Annotated in this window: 19 protein-coding genes; 10 read left to right on the plus strand and 9 right to left on the minus strand. The window is 61.5% G+C overall.

Going from position 1 to position 20,806, the window contains the following annotated elements; genetic code table 11:
* The first annotated feature begins 48 nt into the window (after positions 1 to 48).
* On the plus strand, positions 49 to 2,211 hold the full coding sequence (uvrD, locus tag ACOWVD_RS19990) for a DNA helicase II (protein ID WP_015376268.1): 2,163 nt from the start codon (positions 49 to 51) through the stop codon (positions 2,209 to 2,211).
* A gap of 43 nt (positions 2,212 to 2,254) precedes the next feature.
* Here uvrD and ACOWVD_RS19995 read toward each other — a convergent pair whose 3' ends face one another.
* Entirely contained in the window at positions 2,255 to 2,728 is a 474-nt protein-coding gene (locus ACOWVD_RS19995) for a WbuC family cupin fold metalloprotein (RefSeq protein ID WP_016929492.1), read from the minus strand.
* 444 nt (positions 2,729 to 3,172) lie between these two features.
* On the opposite strand from ACOWVD_RS19995, the gene corA reads away from it, so the two are divergent.
* Positions 3,173 to 4,123 carry a magnesium/cobalt transporter CorA gene (gene corA / locus ACOWVD_RS20000; RefSeq protein ID WP_004934262.1) on the plus strand — a complete coding sequence of 317 codons (951 nt, stop codon included), beginning with the start codon at positions 3,173 to 3,175 and terminating at the stop codon, positions 4,121 to 4,123.
* A gap of 16 nt (positions 4,124 to 4,139) precedes the next feature.
* Here the strand turns inward: corA and rarD are convergent, their stop codons facing one another.
* Both rarD and ACOWVD_RS20010 read right to left on the minus strand, forming a co-directional pair.
* Entirely contained in the window at positions 4,140 to 5,027 is an 888-nt protein-coding gene (gene rarD, locus ACOWVD_RS20005; protein ID WP_004934265.1) for an EamA family transporter RarD, read from the minus strand.
* Positions 5,028 to 5,093: 66 nt separating this feature from the next.
* On the minus strand, positions 5,094 to 5,564 hold the full coding sequence (locus ACOWVD_RS20010; RefSeq protein WP_421105748.1) for a thioesterase family protein: 471 nt from the start codon (positions 5,562 to 5,564) through the stop codon (positions 5,094 to 5,096).
* Between the two features lie 203 nt (positions 5,565 to 5,767).
* On the opposite strand from ACOWVD_RS20010, the gene pldA reads away from it, so the two are divergent.
* From pldA to rhtC, 3 genes are read left to right on the plus strand one after another with little or no spacing between them, the layout of a single operon-like run.
* Positions 5,768 to 6,646: a phospholipase A gene (gene pldA / locus ACOWVD_RS20015; protein ID WP_004934270.1), complete on the plus strand. Its 879-nt coding sequence runs from the start codon at positions 5,768 to 5,770 to the stop codon at positions 6,644 to 6,646.
* Between the two features lie 43 nt (positions 6,647 to 6,689).
* Positions 6,690 to 8,522, plus strand: coding sequence for an ATP-dependent DNA helicase RecQ (gene recQ, locus ACOWVD_RS20020; protein ID WP_028127631.1), 1,833 nt, complete (start codon positions 6,690 to 6,692; stop codon positions 8,520 to 8,522).
* A gap of 12 nt (positions 8,523 to 8,534) precedes the next feature.
* Positions 8,535 to 9,155, plus strand: a complete 621-nt coding sequence (gene rhtC / locus ACOWVD_RS20025; RefSeq protein WP_004934276.1) for a threonine export protein RhtC — start codon at positions 8,535 to 8,537, stop codon at positions 9,153 to 9,155.
* Between the two features lie 48 nt (positions 9,156 to 9,203).
* On the opposite strand, the gene rhtB is transcribed toward rhtC, so the two are convergent.
* Positions 9,204 to 9,824, minus strand: a complete 621-nt coding sequence (gene rhtB / locus ACOWVD_RS20030; RefSeq protein ID WP_004934282.1) for a homoserine/homoserine lactone efflux protein — start codon at positions 9,822 to 9,824, stop codon at positions 9,204 to 9,206.
* A gap of 147 nt (positions 9,825 to 9,971) precedes the next feature.
* On the opposite strand from rhtB, the gene pldB reads away from it, so the two are divergent.
* On the plus strand, positions 9,972 to 11,015 hold the full coding sequence (pldB, locus tag ACOWVD_RS20035; RefSeq protein WP_049241583.1) for a lysophospholipase L2: 1,044 nt from the start codon (positions 9,972 to 9,974) through the stop codon (positions 11,013 to 11,015).
* 4 nt (positions 11,016 to 11,019) lie between these two features.
* On the plus strand, positions 11,020 to 11,817 hold the full coding sequence (gene yigL, locus ACOWVD_RS20040) for a sugar/pyridoxal phosphate phosphatase YigL (protein WP_004934290.1): 798 nt from the start codon (positions 11,020 to 11,022) through the stop codon (positions 11,815 to 11,817).
* A gap of 43 nt (positions 11,818 to 11,860) precedes the next feature.
* Here the strand turns inward: yigL and glpQ are convergent, their stop codons facing one another.
* Together glpQ and glpT are read right to left on the minus strand one after the other, a co-directional pair.
* A complete protein-coding gene (gene glpQ / locus ACOWVD_RS20045; RefSeq protein WP_342135048.1) occupies positions 11,861 to 12,940 on the minus strand; it encodes a glycerophosphodiester phosphodiesterase in 1,080 nt (359 codons plus the stop codon).
* 81 nt (positions 12,941 to 13,021) lie between these two features.
* Complete coding sequence (gene glpT, locus ACOWVD_RS20050; protein ID WP_049241587.1) at positions 13,022 to 14,374, minus strand: glycerol-3-phosphate transporter; 1,353 nt, start codon at positions 14,372 to 14,374, stop codon at positions 13,022 to 13,024.
* Between the two features lie 364 nt (positions 14,375 to 14,738).
* On the opposite strand from glpT, the gene glpA reads away from it, so the two are divergent.
* Genes glpA through glpC form a run of 3 tightly spaced genes read left to right on the plus strand, consistent with a single transcriptional unit; the run spans position 14,739 to position 18,842 of the window.
* Positions 14,739 to 16,388 (plus strand): anaerobic glycerol-3-phosphate dehydrogenase subunit A, encoded by a 1,650-nt coding sequence (gene glpA, locus ACOWVD_RS20055; protein ID WP_021504814.1) that lies wholly within the window; start codon positions 14,739 to 14,741, stop codon positions 16,386 to 16,388.
* Positions 16,378 to 17,646, plus strand: coding sequence for a glycerol-3-phosphate dehydrogenase subunit GlpB (gene glpB, locus ACOWVD_RS20060; protein ID WP_049241589.1), 1,269 nt, complete (start codon positions 16,378 to 16,380; stop codon positions 17,644 to 17,646). Before glpA ends, glpB begins: the two co-directional genes overlap by 11 nt.
* Positions 17,643 to 18,842 (plus strand): anaerobic glycerol-3-phosphate dehydrogenase subunit GlpC, encoded by a 1,200-nt coding sequence (gene glpC / locus ACOWVD_RS20065; protein ID WP_421105749.1) that lies wholly within the window; start codon positions 17,643 to 17,645, stop codon positions 18,840 to 18,842. Before glpB ends, glpC begins: the two co-directional genes overlap by 4 nt.
* A gap of 34 nt (positions 18,843 to 18,876) precedes the next feature.
* On the opposite strand, the gene ACOWVD_RS20070 is transcribed toward glpC, so the two are convergent.
* The 3 genes from ACOWVD_RS20070 to ACOWVD_RS20080 all read right to left on the minus strand — a co-directional run bounded on the left by ACOWVD_RS20070 (position 18,877) and on the right by ACOWVD_RS20080 (position 20,656).
* Entirely contained in the window at positions 18,877 to 19,440 is a 564-nt protein-coding gene (locus ACOWVD_RS20070) for a DcrB family lipoprotein (protein WP_015376277.1), read from the minus strand.
* An 80-nt stretch (positions 19,441 to 19,520) separates the two neighbouring features.
* Complete coding sequence (locus ACOWVD_RS20075; protein WP_197763965.1) at positions 19,521 to 19,955, minus strand: GNAT family N-acetyltransferase; 435 nt, start codon at positions 19,953 to 19,955, stop codon at positions 19,521 to 19,523.
* A gap of 41 nt (positions 19,956 to 19,996) precedes the next feature.
* Complete coding sequence (locus ACOWVD_RS20080; RefSeq protein ID WP_004934310.1) at positions 19,997 to 20,656, minus strand: 7-cyano-7-deazaguanine/7-aminomethyl-7-deazaguanine transporter; 660 nt, start codon at positions 20,654 to 20,656, stop codon at positions 19,997 to 19,999.
* Between the last annotated feature and the right edge of the window lie 150 nt (positions 20,657 to 20,806).

The following is a 20,806-nucleotide window of genomic DNA, read 5'->3' on the forward strand; positions in this document are numbered from 1 at the left end:
TGAAAAACCCGTCACCGGCGGGTTTTCCCTTAACCATTAGTGGTGCCTATGGACGTCTCCGATCTGCTCGACAGCCTGAATGAAAAACAACGTGAAGCCGTGGCGGCGCCGCGCAGCAACCTGTTGGTTCTGGCCGGGGCGGGCAGCGGCAAGACGCGGGTGCTGGTGCATCGCATCGCCTGGCTGCTGTCGGTGGAGAACTGCTCGCCGTATTCGATCATGGCGGTGACCTTCACCAACAAGGCGGCGGCGGAAATGCGTCACCGAATCGAACATCTGATCGGCACCAGCCAGGGCGGCATGTGGATCGGCACCTTCCACGGCCTGGCGCATCGTCTGTTGCGCGCCCATCACCTGGAGGCCAACCTGCCGCAGGATTTCCAGATCCTCGACAGCGACGACCAGCTGCGGCTGCTCAAGCGCATCATCAAGGCGCTGAACGTCGACGAGAAGCAGTGGCCGCCGCGTCAGGCGATGTGGTACATCAACGGCAAGAAAGACGAGGGCCTGCGCCCGCAGCACGTCGAAACCTACAACAACCCGGTGGAGGCCACCTGGCTGCGCATCTACCAGGCCTATCAGGAAGCCTGCGATCGCGCGGGGCTGGTGGATTTCGCCGAGCTGCTGCTGCGCGCGCATGAGCTGTGGCTGAACAAGCCGCATATCCTCAATCACTACCGCGAGCGTTTCACCAACGTGCTGGTGGACGAATTCCAGGATACTAACAGCATCCAGTACGCCTGGATCCGCCTGCTGGCGGGCGGCAACAGCAGCGTGATGATCGTCGGCGACGATGACCAGTCAATCTACGGTTGGCGCGGCGCGCAGGTGGAAAACATCCAGCGTTTCCTGAAGGATTTCCCCGGCGCGGAAACCATCCGTCTGGAGCAGAACTACCGTTCCACCAGCAACATCCTGAAAGCGGCCAACACCCTGATCGCCAACAACGACGGGCGCATGGGCAAAAACCTGTGGACCGAAGGCGGTGAAGGCGAGCCGATTTCCCTCTACTGCGCCTTCAACGAACTCGACGAAGCGCGCTTCGTGGTCAACCGCATCAAGACCTGGCAAGACAACGGCGGCGCGCTGAACGATTGCGCCATCCTGTACCGCAGCAACGCCCAGTCGCGGGTGCTGGAAGAGGCGCTGTTGCAGACGGCGATGCCGTACCGCATCTACGGCGGCCAGCGCTTCTTCGAACGCCAGGAAATCAAGGATGCGCTGGCTTACCTGCGCCTCATTTCCAACCGCAACGACGACGCAGCCTTCGAGCGCGTGGTCAATACCCCGACGCGCGGCATCGGCGATCGCACCCTCGACGTGGTGCGCCAGGCGGCGCGCGATCGCCAGCTGACGCTGTGGCAGGCGACGCGCGAGCTGATGCAGGACAAGGTGTTGGCCGGCCGCGCCGCGTCGGCGCTGCAGCGTTTCATCGAACTGGTGGAATCGCTGGCGCATGAAACCGCCGACATGCCGCTGCATGTGCAGACCGACCGGGTGATCCGCGACTCCGGGCTGTTCATCATGTATGAACAGGAGAAGGGCGAGAAGGGGCAGGCGCGTATCGAAAACCTCGAGGAACTGGTGACGGCGACGCGTCAGTTCAGCTATCAGGACGAAGATCAGGATCTGATGCCGCTGCAGGCGTTCCTGTCGCATGCGGCGCTGGAAGCGGGCGAAGGCCAGGCCGACGCCTATCAGGACGCGGTGCAGCTGATGACTCTGCACTCGGCCAAGGGGCTGGAGTTCCCGCTGGTGTTTATCGTCGGCATGGAAGAGGGCATGTTCCCGAGCCAGATGTCGCTGGATGAAGGCGGCCGTCTGGAGGAGGAGCGCCGTCTGGCCTATGTGGGCGTAACGCGCGCCATGCAGAAGCTGACGCTGACCTATGCCGAAACGCGCCGTCTGTACGGCAAAGAGGTTTACCATCGGCCGTCGCGCTTTATCGGCGAACTGCCGGAGGAGTGCGTGGAAGAAGTGCGCCTGCGCGCCAGCGTATCGCGCCCGGTCAATCACCGCCGCATGGGCACGCCGATCAGCGAGAACGATACCGGCTATAAGCTGGGCCAGCGCGTGCGCCATCCCAAGTTTGGCGAAGGCACCATCGTCAATCTGGAGGGCAGCGGCGAGCACAGCCGGCTGCAGATCGCCTTCCCGGGCGAGGGCATCAAATGGCTGGTGGCGGCCTACGCGCGTTTGGAAACGGTCTAACGAGAGAGGCGTTGCAGGGGCAAGCCCCTGCAATCGTTCACCATCAGTGAGGGTAGCGGTCGCCGACCTGTGCGGTGGCGTACCAGCGCATCACCGCTTCGGTGCCTTCGCCGCCTTCCTGCGGCGCCCACGGCATGCAGTCTTCTTCGGTCAGCGCCTGATACGGCCCCCGCTTCACTTCGAACACCACGCCGCCGGCATCGACCGACAGCACCGCATGCCAGGTAAATGCCGGCATCTCCAGCACTTTGGTTTCTTCGCCGAGCAGGGTGCGCTGCGTCACGACGCCGTCATCGTTGAACTGCAGCACGACAAAACGGCCGCGCAGCGGCGTCAGCAGCTCCCAGGTTTGCGGGTGGCGGTGCGGGCGGATATAGGTGCCGGGTTCCATGGCGATCGCCAGGCGTTGCACCGGGTCGCTCAGCTCTTCGTGTAAGGTGCGGTGCGCGCGCAGGCGGGGCACGCTGGCGGCCTGTTCGCTCATCGCGGTCAGTTCATGGGCGGTAATCTGTTTCATCGTTTAAATCCGCATGCTTGTCGTACCATTAGGGTGATGTCATCTTAGCAACATTCTTGGTGGCGGTAAGCGATCGCCGCGACTTTTTCAGTACGGTTTAAGCGCCATTTCTGCCATTGATCATCGTGATGATTTGTTGCGCAATTATCCCGCCTAACGTGTTGACAGGCTTTTTCTTCTCGGCGTAACATGCGCGCACTATTATCATTGAGGACAGACGCCTTGGACACACCCAGTAGATACTGGCTCACTGACCTGCGCCGCAGGTATAACTTCTAAGGCTCTCCGTTTTTGCTGATAGCCTTCGTGGTTGTCGGCGACCCCGCAAAGCGTCGCTATGAGTCAGATCTCTTCATGGTCTGAAACAATCGGTGATACGCATCCCCTCTGTTTCTGTGCTTCAACGCGTTGTCCGCACCCGTTACCTTCACGGAGTTTTGGCACATGCTGAGCGCTTTTAAATTAGATAACCGCCGCTTGTCCCGTCTGGAACTGGACGACTCGGATGATCTCACGTCATCGCTGTGGGTTGATCTGGTCGAGCCGGAAGAGGGCGAGCGTGAGCGCGTGCAGAATGAGCTGGGACAAAGCCTGGCGACGCGTCCCGAACTGGACGACATCGAAGCCTCCGCCCGTTTCTTCGAAGACGAAGACGGTCTGCATATCCACTCCTTCTTCTACTTCGAAGATGCGGAAGATCACGCCGGCAACTCCACGGTGGCCTTCACCATCCGCGACGGCCGCCTGTATACCCTGCGTGAGCGTGAACTACCGGCGTTTCGCCTGTACCGCATGCGCGCCCGCAACCAGACCATGCTCGAAGGCAACGCCTACGAACTGCTGCTGGATCTGTTCGAAACCAAGATTGAACAGCTGGCGGACGAGATAGAGAACATCTACAGCGATCTGGAACAGCTTAGCCGGGTGATCATGGAAGGGCATCAGGGCGACGAATACGACGCCGCGCTGTCGACGCTGGCGGAGCTGGAAGATATCGGCTGGAAGGTGCGTTTGTGTCTGATGGATACCCAGCGCGCGCTCAACTTCCTGGTGCGCAAGGCGCGTTTGCCGACCGGCCAGCTGGAGCAGGCGCGTGAAGTGCTGCGCGATATCGAATCCCTGCTGCCGCACAACGAATCGCTGTTCCAGAAGGTGAACTTCCTGATGCAGGCGGCGATGGGCTTCATCAACATCGAACAGAACCGCATCATCAAGATCTTCTCGGTGGTGTCGGTGGTGTTCCTGCCGCCTACGCTGGTGGCCTCCAGCTACGGCATGAACTTTGAATTCATGCCGGAACTGAAATGGTCGTTCGGCTACCCGGGCGCCATCACCTTGATGATCCTGGCGGGCCTGGCCCCTTACCTGTACTTCAAGCGCAAGAACTGGCTGTAACTCGGCGGCGCCGGGCTCAACGCAGCTTGCGCTGGGTATAGAGCGCGTCGAGGGTGAACAGGATCAGCGCCGCCCAGATAAAGCCGAAGGTCACCAGCTTGTCCTGGCCGACGGTCTCGCCGTAGAAGGTGACCGCCAGCAGGAACATCAGCGTCGGGCCGAGATACTGGAAGAAACCGAGCGTCGACAGGCGCAGCCGGGTAGCCGCCGCGGTGAAGCACAGCAGCGGCACGGTGGTGACGATGCCGGCGGCGACCAGCAGCAGATTCAGCGACCACGGGTTGGCGCTCAGGTGGCTGGTGGGGCTGTCGGCGAACAGGAACAGGTAGCCCGCCGCCACCGGCAGCAGCCACAGCGTTTCAATCAGCATGCCGGTCTGCGCGTCGATGGCGATTTTCTTGCGCAGCAGGCCGTAGAAGGCGAAGCTGAACGCCAGGCCCAGACCGATGATCGGCAATGAGCCGAACTGCCAGAGCTGCACCAGCACCCCGGTGAACGCCAGCGCCACCGCCACCCACTGCATGCGGCGGAAACGTTCGCCGAGAAACAGCATCCCCAACAGCACGTTAACCAGCGGGTTGATGAAGTAGCCCAGGCTGGCTTCCAGCATATGGTGATTGTTCACCGCCCAGATGAACAGCAGCCAGTTGCCGCCGATCAACAGCGCGGTGACCGCCAGCAACAGCAGCCGTTTGCGGTTTTGGCAGGCGGCGCGCACTTTCGGCCAGTTGCGGCCCAGCGTGATCAGCGCCAGCATGAAGAAAAACGACCAGATGATCCGGTGGGTGAGGATCTCGTCCGCGGATACTTGCTGGATCAGTTTGAAATAGGCCGGGGCGATGCCCCACATAAAATAGGCGGCCAGGGCGAAGAAAATGCCCTGACGCGTTTGCTTTGCGTCCATGACGTCACTCTGGTGGGGAACGTAAGATGCGGTGAGTGTACTGAAGTCGCTCACCGCACACAATCATCAGCCGACCAGATAGGTGGCGGTAGCGGTGGCGATATGCAGGCCGTCGTGGTTATGCAGTTCTACGCGCGCGACGGCGACTTTGTTGCCGCTGCGCAGCACGCTGGCGGAGGCGACGAAGTGCTCGCCGCGGCCGGGGCGCAGATAGTCGACGCGCAGATCGATGGTGCCCATGCGCGACAGTCTGGCGGCGATCTCCTCTTCGATCAGCGGTTCCATGCGCGTCAGCACGCCGCCGGCGCAGGCCAGCCCGGCGGCGACGTCGAGCACCGCGGCGATCACGCCGCCATGCAGAATTTCCTGCGCGGCGTTGCCGACCAGCTTGCGCTGGTTGGTGAAGCTCAGCTCGACGTAGTCATCGTCGAAGCGGCGCAGCTCCAGGCCAAGCTCGCGGTTGAACGGCATGTGGTAGACAAAGATTTCGCCGATCTTGCGGCGGGCGGCTTCCAGGGTCAGAGCAGTGGTCGACATAGCGGGGTTCCGTTTTTCTTTTGTGTTTTAAGGGAGCTAACTGGTCAGTCCAGGTTAATGGAATGTTGATTTTATGCTTAACCTTTGTTGCTTTCCAGACTATTCCAATAAAACCGGACCGCGCTGCGGTAAATCCTCCTTTGTGTGTAAAATGGCCTGATTTTTTCCGGGCTTGCCCTTTTTCGTTGGAGTAAGGAGAGGTTATGCGCATTTTGTCAGGGATCGTTTCCGCCACGCTGCTGATGCCGGCGCTGGCATTGGCTGAGGAAGCCAAAGAGCAGCAGATTCACGATAAGCCGGCGGTGCGCGGCAGCATTATCGCCAACCTGCTGCAGGAGCACGATAATCCATTCACGCTGTATCCTTACGATCCCAATTACCTGCTGTACACCGACACCAGCGATATCAACAAAGAAGCCATCAAGACGTACAACTGGGCCGACAAGGCGCGCAAGGACGAGGTGAAATACCAGCTTAGCCTGGCATTTCCGCTGTGGCGGGGCATTGCCGGCGACAACTCGGTGCTCGGCGCGTCTTATACTCAGCGCTCCTGGTGGCAATTGTCCAACCGCGGCGAGTCTTCGCCGTTCCGCGAGACCAACTACGAGCCGCAACTGTTCGTGGGGTGGGCGACCGATTACCGCTTTGCCGGTTGGACGCTGCGCGATGTGGAAATCGGCGTTAACCATCAGTCTAACGGCCGCTCGGATCCGACGTCGCGCAGCTGGAATCGCGGCTATGCGCGGCTGATGGCGCAAAACGGCAATTGGCAGGTGGATCTCAAGCCCTGGTTCCGCTTCTCGGAGAGCTCGAGCAACGACGACAACCCGGACATCACCAAATACATGGGATACTACCGGTTGAAGGTCGGTTACGCCTGGGGCGACAGCGTGTTCAGCGTCGACAGCCACTACAACTGGAACAGCGGCTACGGCGGCGCGGAACTGGGCTGGAGCTACCCGATCACCCGCAACGTGCGATTCTATACCCAGGTGTTCAGCGGCTACGGCGAATCGCTGATCGACTACAACTTCCGGCAGACACGGGTGGGCGTTGGTGTCATGCTGAACGATATTATGTAATCATACCCGGTGGGTGTGTACCGATGAAAAAATGGGGAAGTGTGTGTCAACCGCAGCAGTGATTAACAGAGAGTTGCTGGCCGAGCAGGTATTGCGCGATACCTTCGGCTACCAGCAATTCCGTCCGGGCCAACAAACGATTATCAATGCCGCGATCGGCGGGCAGGATTGCCTGGTGGTGATGCCGACCGGCGGCGGCAAGTCGTTGTGCTACCAAATCCCGGCGCTGGTGATGGACGGCCTGACCCTGGTGGTTTCCCCGCTTATCTCGCTGATGAAGGACCAGGTCGACCAACTGTTGGCCTACGGCGTTTCCGCCGCCTGCTACAACTCGACGCAAACCCGCGAGGAGCAGTTGGACGTCATGGCCGGCTGCCGCAACGGCACCATCAAGATGCTGTACATCGCGCCGGAACGGCTGATGATGGAAAGCTTCCTCAACCTGCTCGATCACTGCCCGCCGGCGATGCTGGCGGTGGATGAGGCGCACTGCATCTCGCAGTGGGGCCATGACTTCCGGCCGGAATATCGCGCGCTGGGTCAGCTGAAACAGCGCTTCCCGGCGATGCCGGTGATCGCGTTGACCGCCACCGCCGACGAAGCCACGCGCGGCGATATCGTGCGCCTGCTGTCGCTGCAGGATCCGCTGGTGCAGGTCAGCAGCTTCGACCGGCCGAACATCCGCTACACGCTGGTGGAAAAATTCAAACCGCTCGATCAGCTGTGGCGCTTCGTGCAGGATCAGCGCGGCAAGAGCGGCATTATCTATTGCAACAGCCGCGCCAAGGTGGAAGACACCGCCGCGCGCCTGCAAAGCCGCGGGCTGAGCGTCGGCGCCTACCACGCCGGGCTGGACAACGAGCGCCGCGCCCAGGTGCAGGAAGCGTTCCAGCGTGACGATCTGCAGGTGGTGGTGGCCACCGTCGCCTTCGGCATGGGCATCAACAAACCCAACGTGCGTTTCGTGGTGCATTTCGACATCCCGCGCAATATCGAATCCTATTATCAGGAGACCGGCCGCGCCGGGCGCGACGGCCTGCCGGCCGAAGCCATCCTGCTGTACGATCCGGCCGATATGGCCTGGCTGCGCCGCTGCCTGGAGGAGAAACCCGCCGGGCAACAGCTGGACATCGAGCGCCACAAGCTGAATGCCATGGGGGCGTTCGCCGAGGCGCAAACCTGCCGCCGCCTGGTGCTGCTCAACTACTTTGGCGAAGGCAAGCACGAGAACTGCGGCAACTGCGATATCTGCCTCGATCCGCCCAAGCGCTACGACGGGCTGGAGGACGCGCGCAAGGCGCTGTCCTGCGTGTATCGCGTCGGCCAGCGCTTTGGCCTCGGGTACATCGTGGAAGTGCTGCGCGGCTCCAACAACCAGCGTATCCGCGAATATGGCCACGACAAGCTGCCGGTGTACGGCATCGGCCGCGATCAGACCACCGAACACTGGACCAGCGTGCTGCGTCAGCTGATCCACCTGGGTTTTATCACCCAGAACATCGCCATGCACTCGGCGCTGCAATTGACCGAGGCGGCGCGCCCGGTATTGCGCGGCGAGGTGGCGCTGCAGCTGGCGGTGCCGCGCATTCAGAGCCTGAAGTCGCGCAGCAGCGCCAACCAGAAATCCTACGGCGGCAATTACGATCGCAAGCTGTTCGCCAAGCTGCGCAAACTGCGCAAGTCGATCGCCGACGAAGAAAACATTCCTCCCTACGTGGTGTTCAACGACGCCACGCTGCTGGAAATGGCCGAACAGATGCCGATCAAGGCCGGCGATCTGCTGAGCGTCAACGGCGTCGGCCAGCGCAAACTGGAGCGTTTCGGCGCGCCCTTTATGGCGATGATCCGCGACCATCTCGACAATGACGAAGACTGAGGGCGATAAATCATGCTAATGCTGTTTCTCACCGTGGCGCTGGTGCATCTGATTGCGCTGATGAGCCCGGGGCCGGACTTCTTTTTTGTGTCGCAAACCGCCGCCAGCCGTTCGCGCCGCGAGGCGATGATGGGCGTGGTCGGCATTTCGCTCGGCATCGTGGTGTGGGCCGGCGTGGCCTTGATGGGGCTGCACCTGATCCTGCAGAAGATGGCCTGGCTGCATCAGATCATCATGGTCGGCGGCGGGATGTACCTGTGCTGGATGGGGTGGCAACTGCTGCGTTCCGCGCGGGCGCAGCAAGCGCAGCCGGCAGCGGAGGCCCAGGTGGCGTTACCGAAGGCCGGGCGCAGCTTTATTCGCGGCTTCCTGACCAATCTGTCCAACCCGAAAGCGGTGATCTATTTCGGCAGCGTGTTCTCGCTGTTCGTCGGCGACAGCGTTGGCGCCGGAGCGCGCTGGGGGCTGTTCTTGCTGATCGTCGCCGAGACCTTCGTCTGGTTCAGCCTGGTGGCGGTGGTGTTTGCGCTGCCGGCGATGCGCCGCGGCTATCAGCGGTTGGCCAAGTGGATCGACGGGGTGGCGGGCGTGCTGTTCACCGGCTTCGGGTTACACCTGATCTTTACCCGCTGATCGGCGGTGACATGCCCAAGGCCGAGCAGCGATGCCCGGCCTTTTTTGTCAGGCTTTGCGGGCAGTCGCCAGCAGCCCCGCCACCAGAATGAACAGCGAACCGAACAGTCGGTTGAGCAACTGCATCTGGCGCGGCGTTCTCAGCCAGCCGGCGATGCGCGTCGCCAAAGTGGCGTAACCGATCATCACCAGAATATCCACCACCACGGTGGTGACGCCGAGCACCAGATACTGCTCGGCCTGCGGCTGATTGGGCAAGATGAACTGCGGGAACAGTGCGGCGAGGAACACGATGCTTTTCGGGTTGGTCAGGTTGACCAGCACCGCGCGGCGGAACAGACGGCGGCGCGGCATGCTGCCCGCCAGCGCATGCAGATCCAGCGCGCCGGCGGCGCGCCACTGCTGGATGCCGAGCCACACCAGGTAGGCGGCGCCCAACCATTTCAACAGTTCGAACGCCAGCAGCGATTGCGATATCAGCGCGCCGAGACCGATGCCCACCAGCACGATGTGCGCGCTCAGCCCGACCTGCAGCCCGGCTATCGAGGCGGCGGCGCCGCGATAGCCGTGGCTGATGCCGGTGCTCATGGTATTGATGGCGCCTGAGCCGGGGGAAAGGCTCAGGATAAGCGTGGTCAGCAGATAGGTTAACCACCAGTCCAAGGTCATGGTGCTTCGGCTCCCTGAAAGTGTCGTTTTGTGCCACAATGCGCCGAGGCGGCGCTGTTTTTGTCAGAATTGAATCACAATACGCTAGTATGATTTCTTGTGCCAGCGGTCACATTTTCCGCCGGCCCCACAGGGAAAACGCTCTCGATGACCTCGTTCACTCTCAGCTCCGATGACTGGTTAACGCGTGAAACGCAGTTCGCTGCCTTCGCCACCGGGCCGCTGCTGGATTTCTGGCGGCAGCGCGAAGAAGGCGAATTCAGCGGCGTGGACGGCGTGCCGATCCGCTTTGTGCGCTTCAGTTCTGCGCGGCATCAGCGAGTGGTGGTGGTCAGCCCCGGCCGCATCGAAAGCTACGTGAAATACCCTGAGGTGGCCTACGATCTGTTCCACTGCGGCTACGACGTGGTGATCGTCGATCATCGCGGCCAGGGGCGTTCCGGGCGTTTACTGGCGGATACGCACCGCGGTCATGTGGTAAACTTCGCCGACTACGTGGACGATTTCGAACAGCTGTGGCTGCGCGAGGTCGAATCGCACGGTTATCGGCAGCGCTTCGCGCTGGCGCATTCGATGGGCGGCGCGATCCTGGCGCAGTTTCTGCAGCGCCGGCCGCAGGCGTTCGACGCGGCGGCGTTTTGCGCGCCGATGTTCGGCATCCGGCTGCCGATGCCGGGTTGGCTGGCCGATCGCATTCTCGACTGGGCGGAGACCCGCCCGGCGATCCGCGACTATTACGCGGTGGGCACCGGCCAGTGGCGTCCGCTGCCCTATGTGGTCAACGTGTTGACCCATAGCCGCGAGCGTTACCGGCGCAGCCTGCGTTATTATGCCGATTACCCCGAGCTGCAGGTGGGCGGGCCGACCTACCATTGGGTGCGGGAGAGCATCCGCGCCGGCCGGCAGATTATCGCGCAGGCCGGGAAGATTGCCACGCCGCTGTTGCTTTTGCAGGCCGGTGAAGAACGGGTAGTCGACAACCGTTCGCACCAGGCTTTTTGTCAGGCTCTGTCAGACGCGGGGCGCCCTTGCGAAGGGGGGCTCCCGTGGGTTATCAACGGCGCACGCCATGAGATCCTGTTCGAGCGGGACGCGCTGCGCGCCGAAGCACTGAACGCAATTCTGCGCTTCTTTGCTCAACACTTAGGCGGCGTGCTGCCGCCGACAACTCCATCAGAGGTTAGAACATAACGCTATGTATCACGTCGTCGCTTCCGATTTAGATGGCACGCTGCTGTCTCCCGACCATACCCTGTCGCCGTACGCTAAAGAAACGCTGAAGTTGCTGACTCAGCGCGGCGTGCATTTCGTGTTCGCCACCGGCCGCCACCATATCGACGTGGCGCAGATCCGCGACAGCCTGGAGATCAGCGCCTTTATGATCACTTCCAACGGCGCACGGGTGCACAACACCGCCGGCGAACTGATTTTCAGCCACAACCTGGACGGGGATATCGCCCGCGATCTGTACGGCATGCTGCACGACGATCCGGATATCACCACCAACGTCTACCGTAACGACGATTGGTTTACCAACCGCGAAAGCCCGGAGCAGGAAGAGTTCTTCCAGGAGTCGGTGTTCAAATATCAGCTGTTTGAGCCGGGCCTGCTGGAAACCGACGGCGTCTGCAAGGTTTACTTCACCTGTGAAGATCACGAGCGGTTGCTGCAGGTGGAAGACGCCATCAACGCGCGCTGGGGCGATCGGGTCAACGTCAGCTTCTCGTTCCCTACCTGCCTGGAAGTGATGGCGGGCGGCGTGTCGAAAGGGCATGCGCTGGAAGAAGTGGCCAAGATCATCGGCTATACGCTGCAAGAGTGCATCGCCTTCGGCGACGGCATGAACGATCTGGAGATGTTGTCGATGGCCGGCAAGGGCTGCATCATGCGCGACGCGCATCAGCGCCTGAAGGACATGCTGCCGGAGCTGGAAGTGATCGGCTCCAACGTCGATAACGCGGTGCCGCACTACCTGCGCAAGATGTTCCTCTGAAATAACCATTAAATAATAAGGGCGCCTCGCGGCGCCCTTGGCATTACTTGTGCTGGCCCTGCTTCTGCAGGAACTGCACGCCCTTGTCCGGGAAGTCGGTGAACACGCCGTCGACGCCGGCCTGGTTGTAAATCACGTCATACAGCTGGTTCACGTCGGTCACGTACTTCGGCAGCGCATCGGCGCGGATGGTGAACGGATGCACCGCCAGCTTGTTGGCGTGCGCTTCTTTCACCATGTCGGTCAGCACGATGTGGCCCGGCTTGGATTTTTCCGCCACCACCAGCATGTGGTAGTCCGGCCCGATGCCGTCGGCATACTGAGCGATTTTCTTCATCGCGCCCGGTTTGAACATCCAGTCGTAGTCGTATTCCACCCACTTGCCGTCGGCTTTCTGCTCATAGGTTTCCTGCCAGTCGTTATAGGCGATCAGCTGTACCAGCTTCAGATCCATGCCCAGCTTCGGCTCCAGCTCGTTCTTGATGCGCTTGAGCTCGTTGGCGTCGAAGCACTGCAGGTAGACGTTGTCGTTCTTGCCGGTGTAGCCGTACTGCTTGAGCACCGCCAGCACTTTGCTGGAGATGTCTTTGCCTTCCTGTTTGTGGAACCACGGCGCCTTGATTTCAGGGTAGATGCCGATGTTCTTGCCGGTCGAATGGTTCAGACCCTGCACGAACTCGATCTCTTCCTGGAAGGTGTGCACGCGGAAGTCGGATTTGCCCATCGGGAAGCGGCCAGGGTAGCCCTGCACCTTCTTGCCGTTTTCGATTTCAAAGCCTTCGGTGAACTTCAGCGATTTGATCTCCGCAAGCGTAAAGTCGATGGCGTAATAACGGCCGTCTTTACGCGCGCGGTCCGGGAAGCGTTCGGCGACGTCGGTGACGCGATCGAGGTAATGGTCGTGCAGCACCACCAGCTCGTTGTCCTTGGTCATCACCAGATCTTGTTCGAGGTAATCGGCGCCCTGCGCGTAGGCCATCGCTTTCGCCGGCAGAGTGTGTTCCGGCAGGTAGCCGCTGGCGCCGCGGTGGGCGATCACCACTTTGTCCGCCGCCTGCGCGGCGCTGACCATCGAGGTGGCGAGAATGATCCCTGTCAGCAGGGCTTTGACTTGAGTCCGCATTCCGTTTTCTCCGTGTTGTTGGGGCAGGGTAGTAAAAAGGCCGCAGGGCGGCCTTTAAATCATGCAAAAGTCGTGTGACGCTTAACCGCGCTTGGCGGCGATTTCCGCGTGGTGTTTCTTTTCGTTCAGCATGGTCAGCAGCAGCAGGATAACCGCCAGCACGCCGCCGCCGATCATCACCATGAAGCCGCCGTCCCAACCGAAGAAGTCCACGGTGTAACCGACGATGGCGCTGGCCGCGACCGAGCCGCCCAGGTAGCCGAACAGGCCGGTGAAGCCCGCGGCGGTGCCGGCGGCTTTCTTCGGCGCCAGCTCCAGCGCGTGCAGGCCGATCAGCATCACCGGGCCGTAGATCAGGAAGCCGATGACCAGCATACAGATCATGTCCACGGTCGGGTTGCCGGCCGGGTTCATCCAGAACACCACGGTGGCGATGGTCACCAGCGTCATGAAGAACACGCCGGTGGCGCCGCGGTTGCCTTTGAACACTTTGTCCGACATCCAGCCGCACAGCAGAGTGCCCGGGATACCGGCGTATTCATACAGGAAGTAGGCCCAGGAAGACTTGTCCAGCGCGAAGTGCTTCACTTCTTTCAGGTAGGTCGGCGACCAGTCCAGAATGCCGTAACGCAGCAGGTAGACGAACACGTTGGCGACCGCGATGTACCAAAGCAGCTTGTTCGGCAGGATGTACTGCATGAAGATCTGCTTGGCGGTCAGCTCTTCTTCGTCTTTTTCGCTGTAGTCGTCCGGATAGTCGTTTTTGTACTCTTCAATCGGCGGCAGGCCGCAGGATTGCGGGGTGTCGCGCATCAGGGCGAAGGCGATCAGGGCCACCAGGATGGCGCCGAAGGCCGGCATGTACAGCGCCGCGTGCCAGTCGTTGAACCAGGCCATGCCCAGCAGGAACAGCAGCGGCGGCAGGCCGCCACCCACGTTGTGGGCGCAGTTCCAGATGGAGACGATGCCGCCGCGTTCTTTCTGCGACCACCAGTGCACCATGGTACGGCCGCACGGCGGCCAACCCATGCCCTGGAACCAGCCGCACAGGAACAGCAGGACGAACATGATGGCGATGCTGGAAGTGGCCCACGGCACGAAGCCCATGAACAACATCACCGCCGCCGCCAGGATCAGGCCGGCAGGCAGGAACACTCGCGGGTTGGAACGGTCGGAGACCGAACCCATGATGAATTTGGAGAAGCCGTAGGCGATGGAGATGCCCGACAGCGCGAAGCCGAGGTCGCCGCGGCTGAAGCCTTGTTCGATCAGGTAAGGCATGGCCAGGGTGAAGTTCTTACGCACCAGATAGTAAGCGGCGTAACCGAAGAAGATCCCCAGGAAAATTTGCCAGCGCAGCTTACGGTAGAGCGGGTCTACCTTATCGCTCGGCACACGGGCGATGTGTGCGGCCGGCTTAAAAATACTCAACATGAGCGCCTCCGATGGCTTTATCTGTTATCACATCAATATGACCTTTTACGTTCATTTGATGATTGAGCGGATATCGAATGTGGTGTTTTTGTGTTCCATAACGAGCGCCATTGTCGACAAATACGCCTGGTGTCGCTGTGACGAATGGCGCAATTGTTACACTTTCATGAAACCACGGCGGATTTTGAGCGATTCGTTAACGTTATGAAATAGAAAAACGTCCAAAAATCGTGATTATGATCACATTGATGGTTTTTTGTGGACATTTTTATTTCGTTTTATGTTCGTTCTTGTTCCTTATCAAACAAAGACCCTAATAACCGTGGCTCAATAGGCTCATAATTACCGATCCTGAGGGAGCGACATGAGCAGCTATTTTGACGGCGGCGAAACGGATGTGATCATCATCGGCGGCGGCGCCACCGGCGCAGGCATTGCCCGCGATTGTGCGCGGCGCGGCTTGCGCTGCATTTTGCTGGAGCGTCACGACATCGCCACCGGCGCCACCGGCCGCAACCACGGCTTGCTGCACAGCGGCGCGCGCTATGCGGTGACCGACGGGGAGTCGGCGCGCGAGTGCATCGAAGAGAACCGCATCCTGAAACGCATCGCGCATCACTGTATCGAGCGCACCGATGGGCTGTTCATCACCCTGCCGCAGGACTCGCTGGAGTATCAGCAACAGTTTATCGCCGCCTGTCGCCAGGCCGACATCGACGCCGAAGCGATCGACCCGCAGCTGGCGCTGCGGCTGGAGCCGGCGGCTAATCCGGCGCTGATTGGCGCGGTGCGGGTGCCGGACGGCACCGTCGATCCTTTCCGGCTGACCGCCGCCAACATGCTGGATGCGCGCGAACACGGCGCGCAGATCCTGACTTACCACCAGGTGGTCGGATTGTTGCGCAGCGGCGACCGGGTGACGGGCGTGCGCGTTTACGACCATCAGAATCAGCGGCGCTATGAGCTGCACGCAGCGGTGGTGGTCAACGCCGCCGGCATCTGGGGCCAGCAGATCGCCGAATACGCCGATTTGCGTATCCGCATGTTCCCGGCCAAGGGAGCGCTGCTGATCCTCGGTCACCGCATCAACAACATGGTGATCAACCGTTGCCGCAAACCGGCGGACGCCGACATCCTGGTGCCGGGCGACACCATCTCGCTGATCGGCACCACCTCGACCCATATCGACTACGACCAAATTGACAACATGCTGGTGACCCCGCAGGAGGTGGACATTCTGATCCGCGAGGGGGCGCTGCTGGCGCCCACCCTGGCGCAGACCCGCATTCTGCGTGCCTATGCCGGGGTGCGGCCGCTGGTGGCCAGCGACGACGATCCCAGCGGGCGCAATGTCAGCCGCGGCATCGTGCTGCTCGATCACGCCGCCCGCGACGGGCTGGAAGGGTTTATCACCATCACCGGCGGCAAGCTGATGACCTACCGCCTGATGGCGGAGTGGGCCACCGACAAGGTATGTGAAAAGCTCGGCGTAAATAGTCCGTGCACCACCGCGCAGGACGCGTTGCCCGGATCCCGTCAGTCGGCGGAGGAAACGGTGCGCAGCGTGGTTTCTCTGCCCGCCAGCATCCGCGGCTCGGCGATTTACCGGCACGGCGATCGCGCCAGCCAGGTGCCGGCGGCCGATCGGCTCGACACCAGCCTGGTGTGCGAGTGCGAGGCGGTGACCGCCGGGGAAGTGCGCTATGCGGTCAATTCGCTGACCGTCAATAACCTGGTGGATCTGCGCCGCCGCACCCGCGTCGGCATGGGCACCTGCCAGGGTGAACTCTGCGCCTGCCGCGCCGCCGGACTGCTGACGCGCTTCAAGGTCAGCACGCCGCAGCAATCCATCGCGCAGCTGTCGCAGTTCCTCAACGAACGCTGGAAAGGCGTGCGGCCGATCGCCTGGGGCGATGCGCTGCGCGAGAGTGAATTTACCAGTTGGGTTTACCAGGGATTATGCGGGCTTGAGGCCCAGGCAGACAAAGAGCAGGAGGCGGATGATGCGATTTGACGTAGTGGTGATTGGCGGCGGCCTGGCGGGCCTGAGCTGCGCCATTGCCGTGGCCGAACAGGGCAAACGCTGTGCGGTGGTCAGTTCCGGCCAGAGCGCGCTCTACTTCTCCTCCGGCTCGCTCGATCTGCTGGCGAGATTGCCGGACGGCACGCCGGTCGAGATGCCACTGGCGGCGCTGCCGCAGCTGGCGCAACAGGCGCCGCAGCATCCGTATTCTCTGATTGGCCCCGGCCGGGTGGCGGCGCTGTCCGCCGCCGCGCAGCGGCTGCTGGAACGCTGCGGGCTGAATCTGCAGGGCGAGGGGGTGAACAACCATCTGCGCATCACGCCGCTCGGCACGCGCCGCGCCACCTGGCTCAGCCCGCAGGCGATCCCGACGCTGCCGCTGACCGGCCAACTGCCCTGGCGGCGCATTGCGGTGATCGGCATCGAAGGGTTCCTCGACTTCCAACCGCAGATGGCCGCCGACGCCTTAAGCCGCGAGCTCGGCGTAGAGGCGGATGTGGCCTATCTGCACATGCCGGCGCTGGACAGATTGCGCAATAACCCCAGCGAGTTCCGCGCGGTGAACATCGCCCGGGTACTGGATTTGATGGAAAGCCTGCCGCCGTTGGCTGAAGAGCTGCGGCGGCTGGCGGGCGAGGCCGAGGCGCTCTTCCTGCCGGCCTGTCTGGGCCTGGAGGACGACGCGTCGCTGGCGGTGTTGCAGGATGCGGTCGGCAAGCCGATCCGACTGCTGCCGACGCTGCCGCCTTCGGTGCCCGGCATGCGCTTGCACCAGGCGTTGCGGCGGCGTTTCCAACAGCTGGGCGGCGTTTTCATGCCGGGCGACAGCGTGCTGCGCGCCGAGTGTGAAGCCGGCCGCGTCACCGGCCTGTATACCCGCAACCACGGCGATATTCCGCTGCGGGCGCAGCAGGTGGTGCTGGCCAGCGGCAGCTTCTTCAGCAACGGGCTGGTGGCGGATTTCGATGAAGTGCGTGAGCCGATCTTCGGGCTGGACGTACACAGCCGGGCGGATCGCGCCGACTGGAGCCGACGCGAGCTGTTCGCGCCGCAGCCTTACCTGCAGTTCGGCGTGCGTACCGACGGCAGGCTACGGGCGATGAAGCAGGGAATGCCGTTCGACAATCTGTATGCCATCGGTGCGGTCGCCGGCGGTTACGATCCGCTGCAGCAGGGCTGCGGCGCCGGCGTGTCATTGATCGGTGCGCTGCACGTTGCGCAGCAGATCGCCGCGGAGGAAAACGCATGAGTCTGCATCAGGATCACAGCTTTGAAAGCTGCATCAAATGCACCGTCTGCACCACCTACTGCCCGGTCGCCAAAGTGAACCCGTTCTACCCGGGGCCGAAACAGGCGGGGCCAGACGGCGAGCGGCTGCGGCTGAAAGACCCGGCGCTGTACGACGAGGCGTTGAAATATTGCACCAACTGCAAGCGTTGTGAAGTGGCCTGCCCGTCCGATGTCAAAATCGGCGACATCATTCAGCGCGCCCGCGCCGACTTTGCCCAGAGCAAGCCGACGCTGCGTGACGCCATCCTCAGCCACACCGATATCATGGGATCGCTGTCGACGCCGTTCGCGCCGATCGTCAACGCCGCCACCGGGCTGAAACCGGTGCGCAAGCTGCTGGACAAGGCGCTGAAGATCGATCACCGTCGTGAACTGCCGAAATACTCGTTCGGCACCTTCCGCCGCTGGTACCGGCAACAGGCGCAGGCGCAGCAGCGTTACGCCGAGCAGGTGGCGTTCTTCCACGGCTGCTTCGTCAACTATAACCACCCGCAGCTGGGCAAGGATTTGGTCCGGGTGTTCAACGCGCTGGATATCGGCGTGCAGCTGCTGAAACGCGAGAAATGCTGCGGCGTGCCGCTGATCGCCAACGGGTTTATCGAGCAGGCCAAAAAGCAGGCCAGGGTCAATGCCGAATCGCTGCATGAAACGGTGCTGGAGCGCGGCATTCCGGTGGTGGCCACTTCGTCGAGCTGCACCTTCACCCTGCGTGACGAATACCCTCATCTGCTGGACGTGGACACCACTGCGGTGCGCGAGCGGGTGGAGCTGGCGACGCGCTATCTCTATCGTCTGATCAATCAGGGGCGCAGCCTGCCGCTCAAGCGCACGCCGCTGCGGGTGGCTTATCACACGCCTTGCCATATGGAGAAGATGGGCTGGACCGCCTACACCCTGGAGCTGCTGCGGCAGATACCGGGGCTGGAGCTGGTGGTGCTGGATTCGCAGTGCTGCGGCATCGCCGGCACCTACGGGTTCAAATCGGAGAACTACGCCACGTCGCAGGGTATCGGCGCACCGCTGTTCCGGCAGATAGAAGAGAGCGGGGTGGATCTGGTGGTGACCGACTGCGAAACCTGCAAATGGCAGATAGAAATGTCCACCAGCAAACGCTGCGAACATCCGATCACCCTGCTGGCGCAGGCGCTGGCATAAAACGAAAGGGCCGGCAAGCCGGCCCTTTGTGGGATTACTGCTTCAGCTTCAGGGTGGAGATGATGCCTTCGGCTTCGGTCTGCGCCTGCTGCTGATTGTCCGCCGGCAGCGTTACCTGAATGGTCAGCATGTTGTTGTTCAGCGAGCCGATCAGGACGGAAGAATAGGCTTTCTCGCCGCCGCTGGTGATGATGCTGTCCAGCTGACGCAGCGGCACACCGTTGACGTCGAGCGCTTTGTTGGTGATCACCTGCAGGTTGGCGTCACGCGCGCGTTGGGTATTCTCCAGGCGCTTGGCCAGGGTCTCCAGGCTGTCGGCGGTCTTGTCACCCAGGATCACAATCACCGCGCGCTGGCCGGTGCTGTCTGCGTAAACATGCATGTTGTTGGCCTGGTTGCCCAGCTTGCCGCTCTGATCCGCCATGCCGACAGGCAGGGTGAACGCCAGTTTACCGTCCAGCAGGCTCACCTGCTGCCCGGCCGGCGCGCTGGCCGCCGCGCCGTCCGTTGCCGCCTTGGTGTCTTTGGTTTCGCCGTCGCAGGCCGCGAGGCCAAGCGCCAGCAGGCTGATACCCATCAATTTCGCTACTTTACGCATCGGGCTTCCTTCTTCCTTTCCGGTAGGGATTCACTGTCGTATCGCAACCTATTCCAGGTTGAAATGCAAGGCAGATGTTGTCACAAGTTTTTTTCCAGTAATAGCCGATAATCAGCCACTTCGCCTTTCTTTTCCAGCTGAACAATCTGATAGTGGTGGGCGATCAGCATCGTCAGCATGGCGCGGAACCGGTTACGGGTTTTGACCGTCAGTTGGCGATAGCCCTGCGCCCGCGCCCAGCGTTCCTGTTCAGCCAACAAGGCCTGCGCCACGCCGTGGCGACGAAATGCCGGCAGCACGCCGCCCAGCCAGCTGTAAAACACCGTTTCCTGCCGTTGATAACCGAGTTTGAAACCGGCCGGTTGCCCGGCTATCTCGGCGATCAACAGGCTGGCGGGGGCGGCGCCGATGCGCCGCTGCAGATCGGCCAGGCTATGCAGGCCGCCGAATTCGGGGATGCTTTGGTAAAGGCGGTGGATGTCTTCAAGCGTGGCGGTGCGGACGATTGGGGTCATGAGCGGCCTCCAAAGGATAGGGCCGCCCAGAATAGCACGACTCAGCCCGGCTGCAGGCCGCCGCTGCGCGCCGCGATGCGTTTGAGCAGCATGTTCAGCAACACGCCGTACATCGGCAGGAAGAACAGCAGGCAGATCATCACCTTGAAGCTGTAATCCACCAGCGCGATCTCCACCCAGTTGTTGGCCATGAAGGGATCGCTGCTCTTATAAAAGGCGATGAAGAAGAACGCCAGCGTATCGCTGATGTTGCCGAGGAACATCGCCGCCGCCGGCGCCACCCACCAGGCGCTGCGTTGACGCAGGCGGTTGAAGACGTGTACGTCGAGGATCTGGCCGAGCACATAGGCCATAAAGCTGGCGACGGCGATGCGCGCCACGAACAGGTTAAAACTGTTCAGCGCCGCAAAGCCCTGCCATTCTCCCTGATAGGTGACGGTGGAGATCACATAAGAGATGAACAGCGCCGGCACCATCACCGCCAGGATGATGCGCCGCGCCAGCGGCGCGCCGAAGATGCGCACGGTCAGATCGGTCGCCAGGAAGATAAACGGGAAAGTAAAGGCGCCCCAGGTGGTATGGAAGCCGAAAACGGTGATCGGCAGCTGCACCAGGTAGTTGCTGGAGGTAATGATGGCGATATGAAACAGCGAAAGCCAGACCAACGCGGTGAAGCGCTGCTGTGCGGTAAACGAATACATGTTGTAGCCTTTTTAGCAGTGGGGTGAGGGAACCCAGTGTGTCTTGTCAAAACAGCAAAAAACGCTGCGCGGCGGCATGATACGCGTTTGCGCAACCAATGCAATGGTTAAATTTAACGCAAACGTTAACGCATCTTGCGCAGAAAAACT

The organism is Serratia sp. SA088, from assembly GCF_049065515.1.
GTDB classification, from domain to species: domain Bacteria; phylum Pseudomonadota; class Gammaproteobacteria; order Enterobacterales; family Enterobacteriaceae; genus Serratia; species Serratia nematodiphila.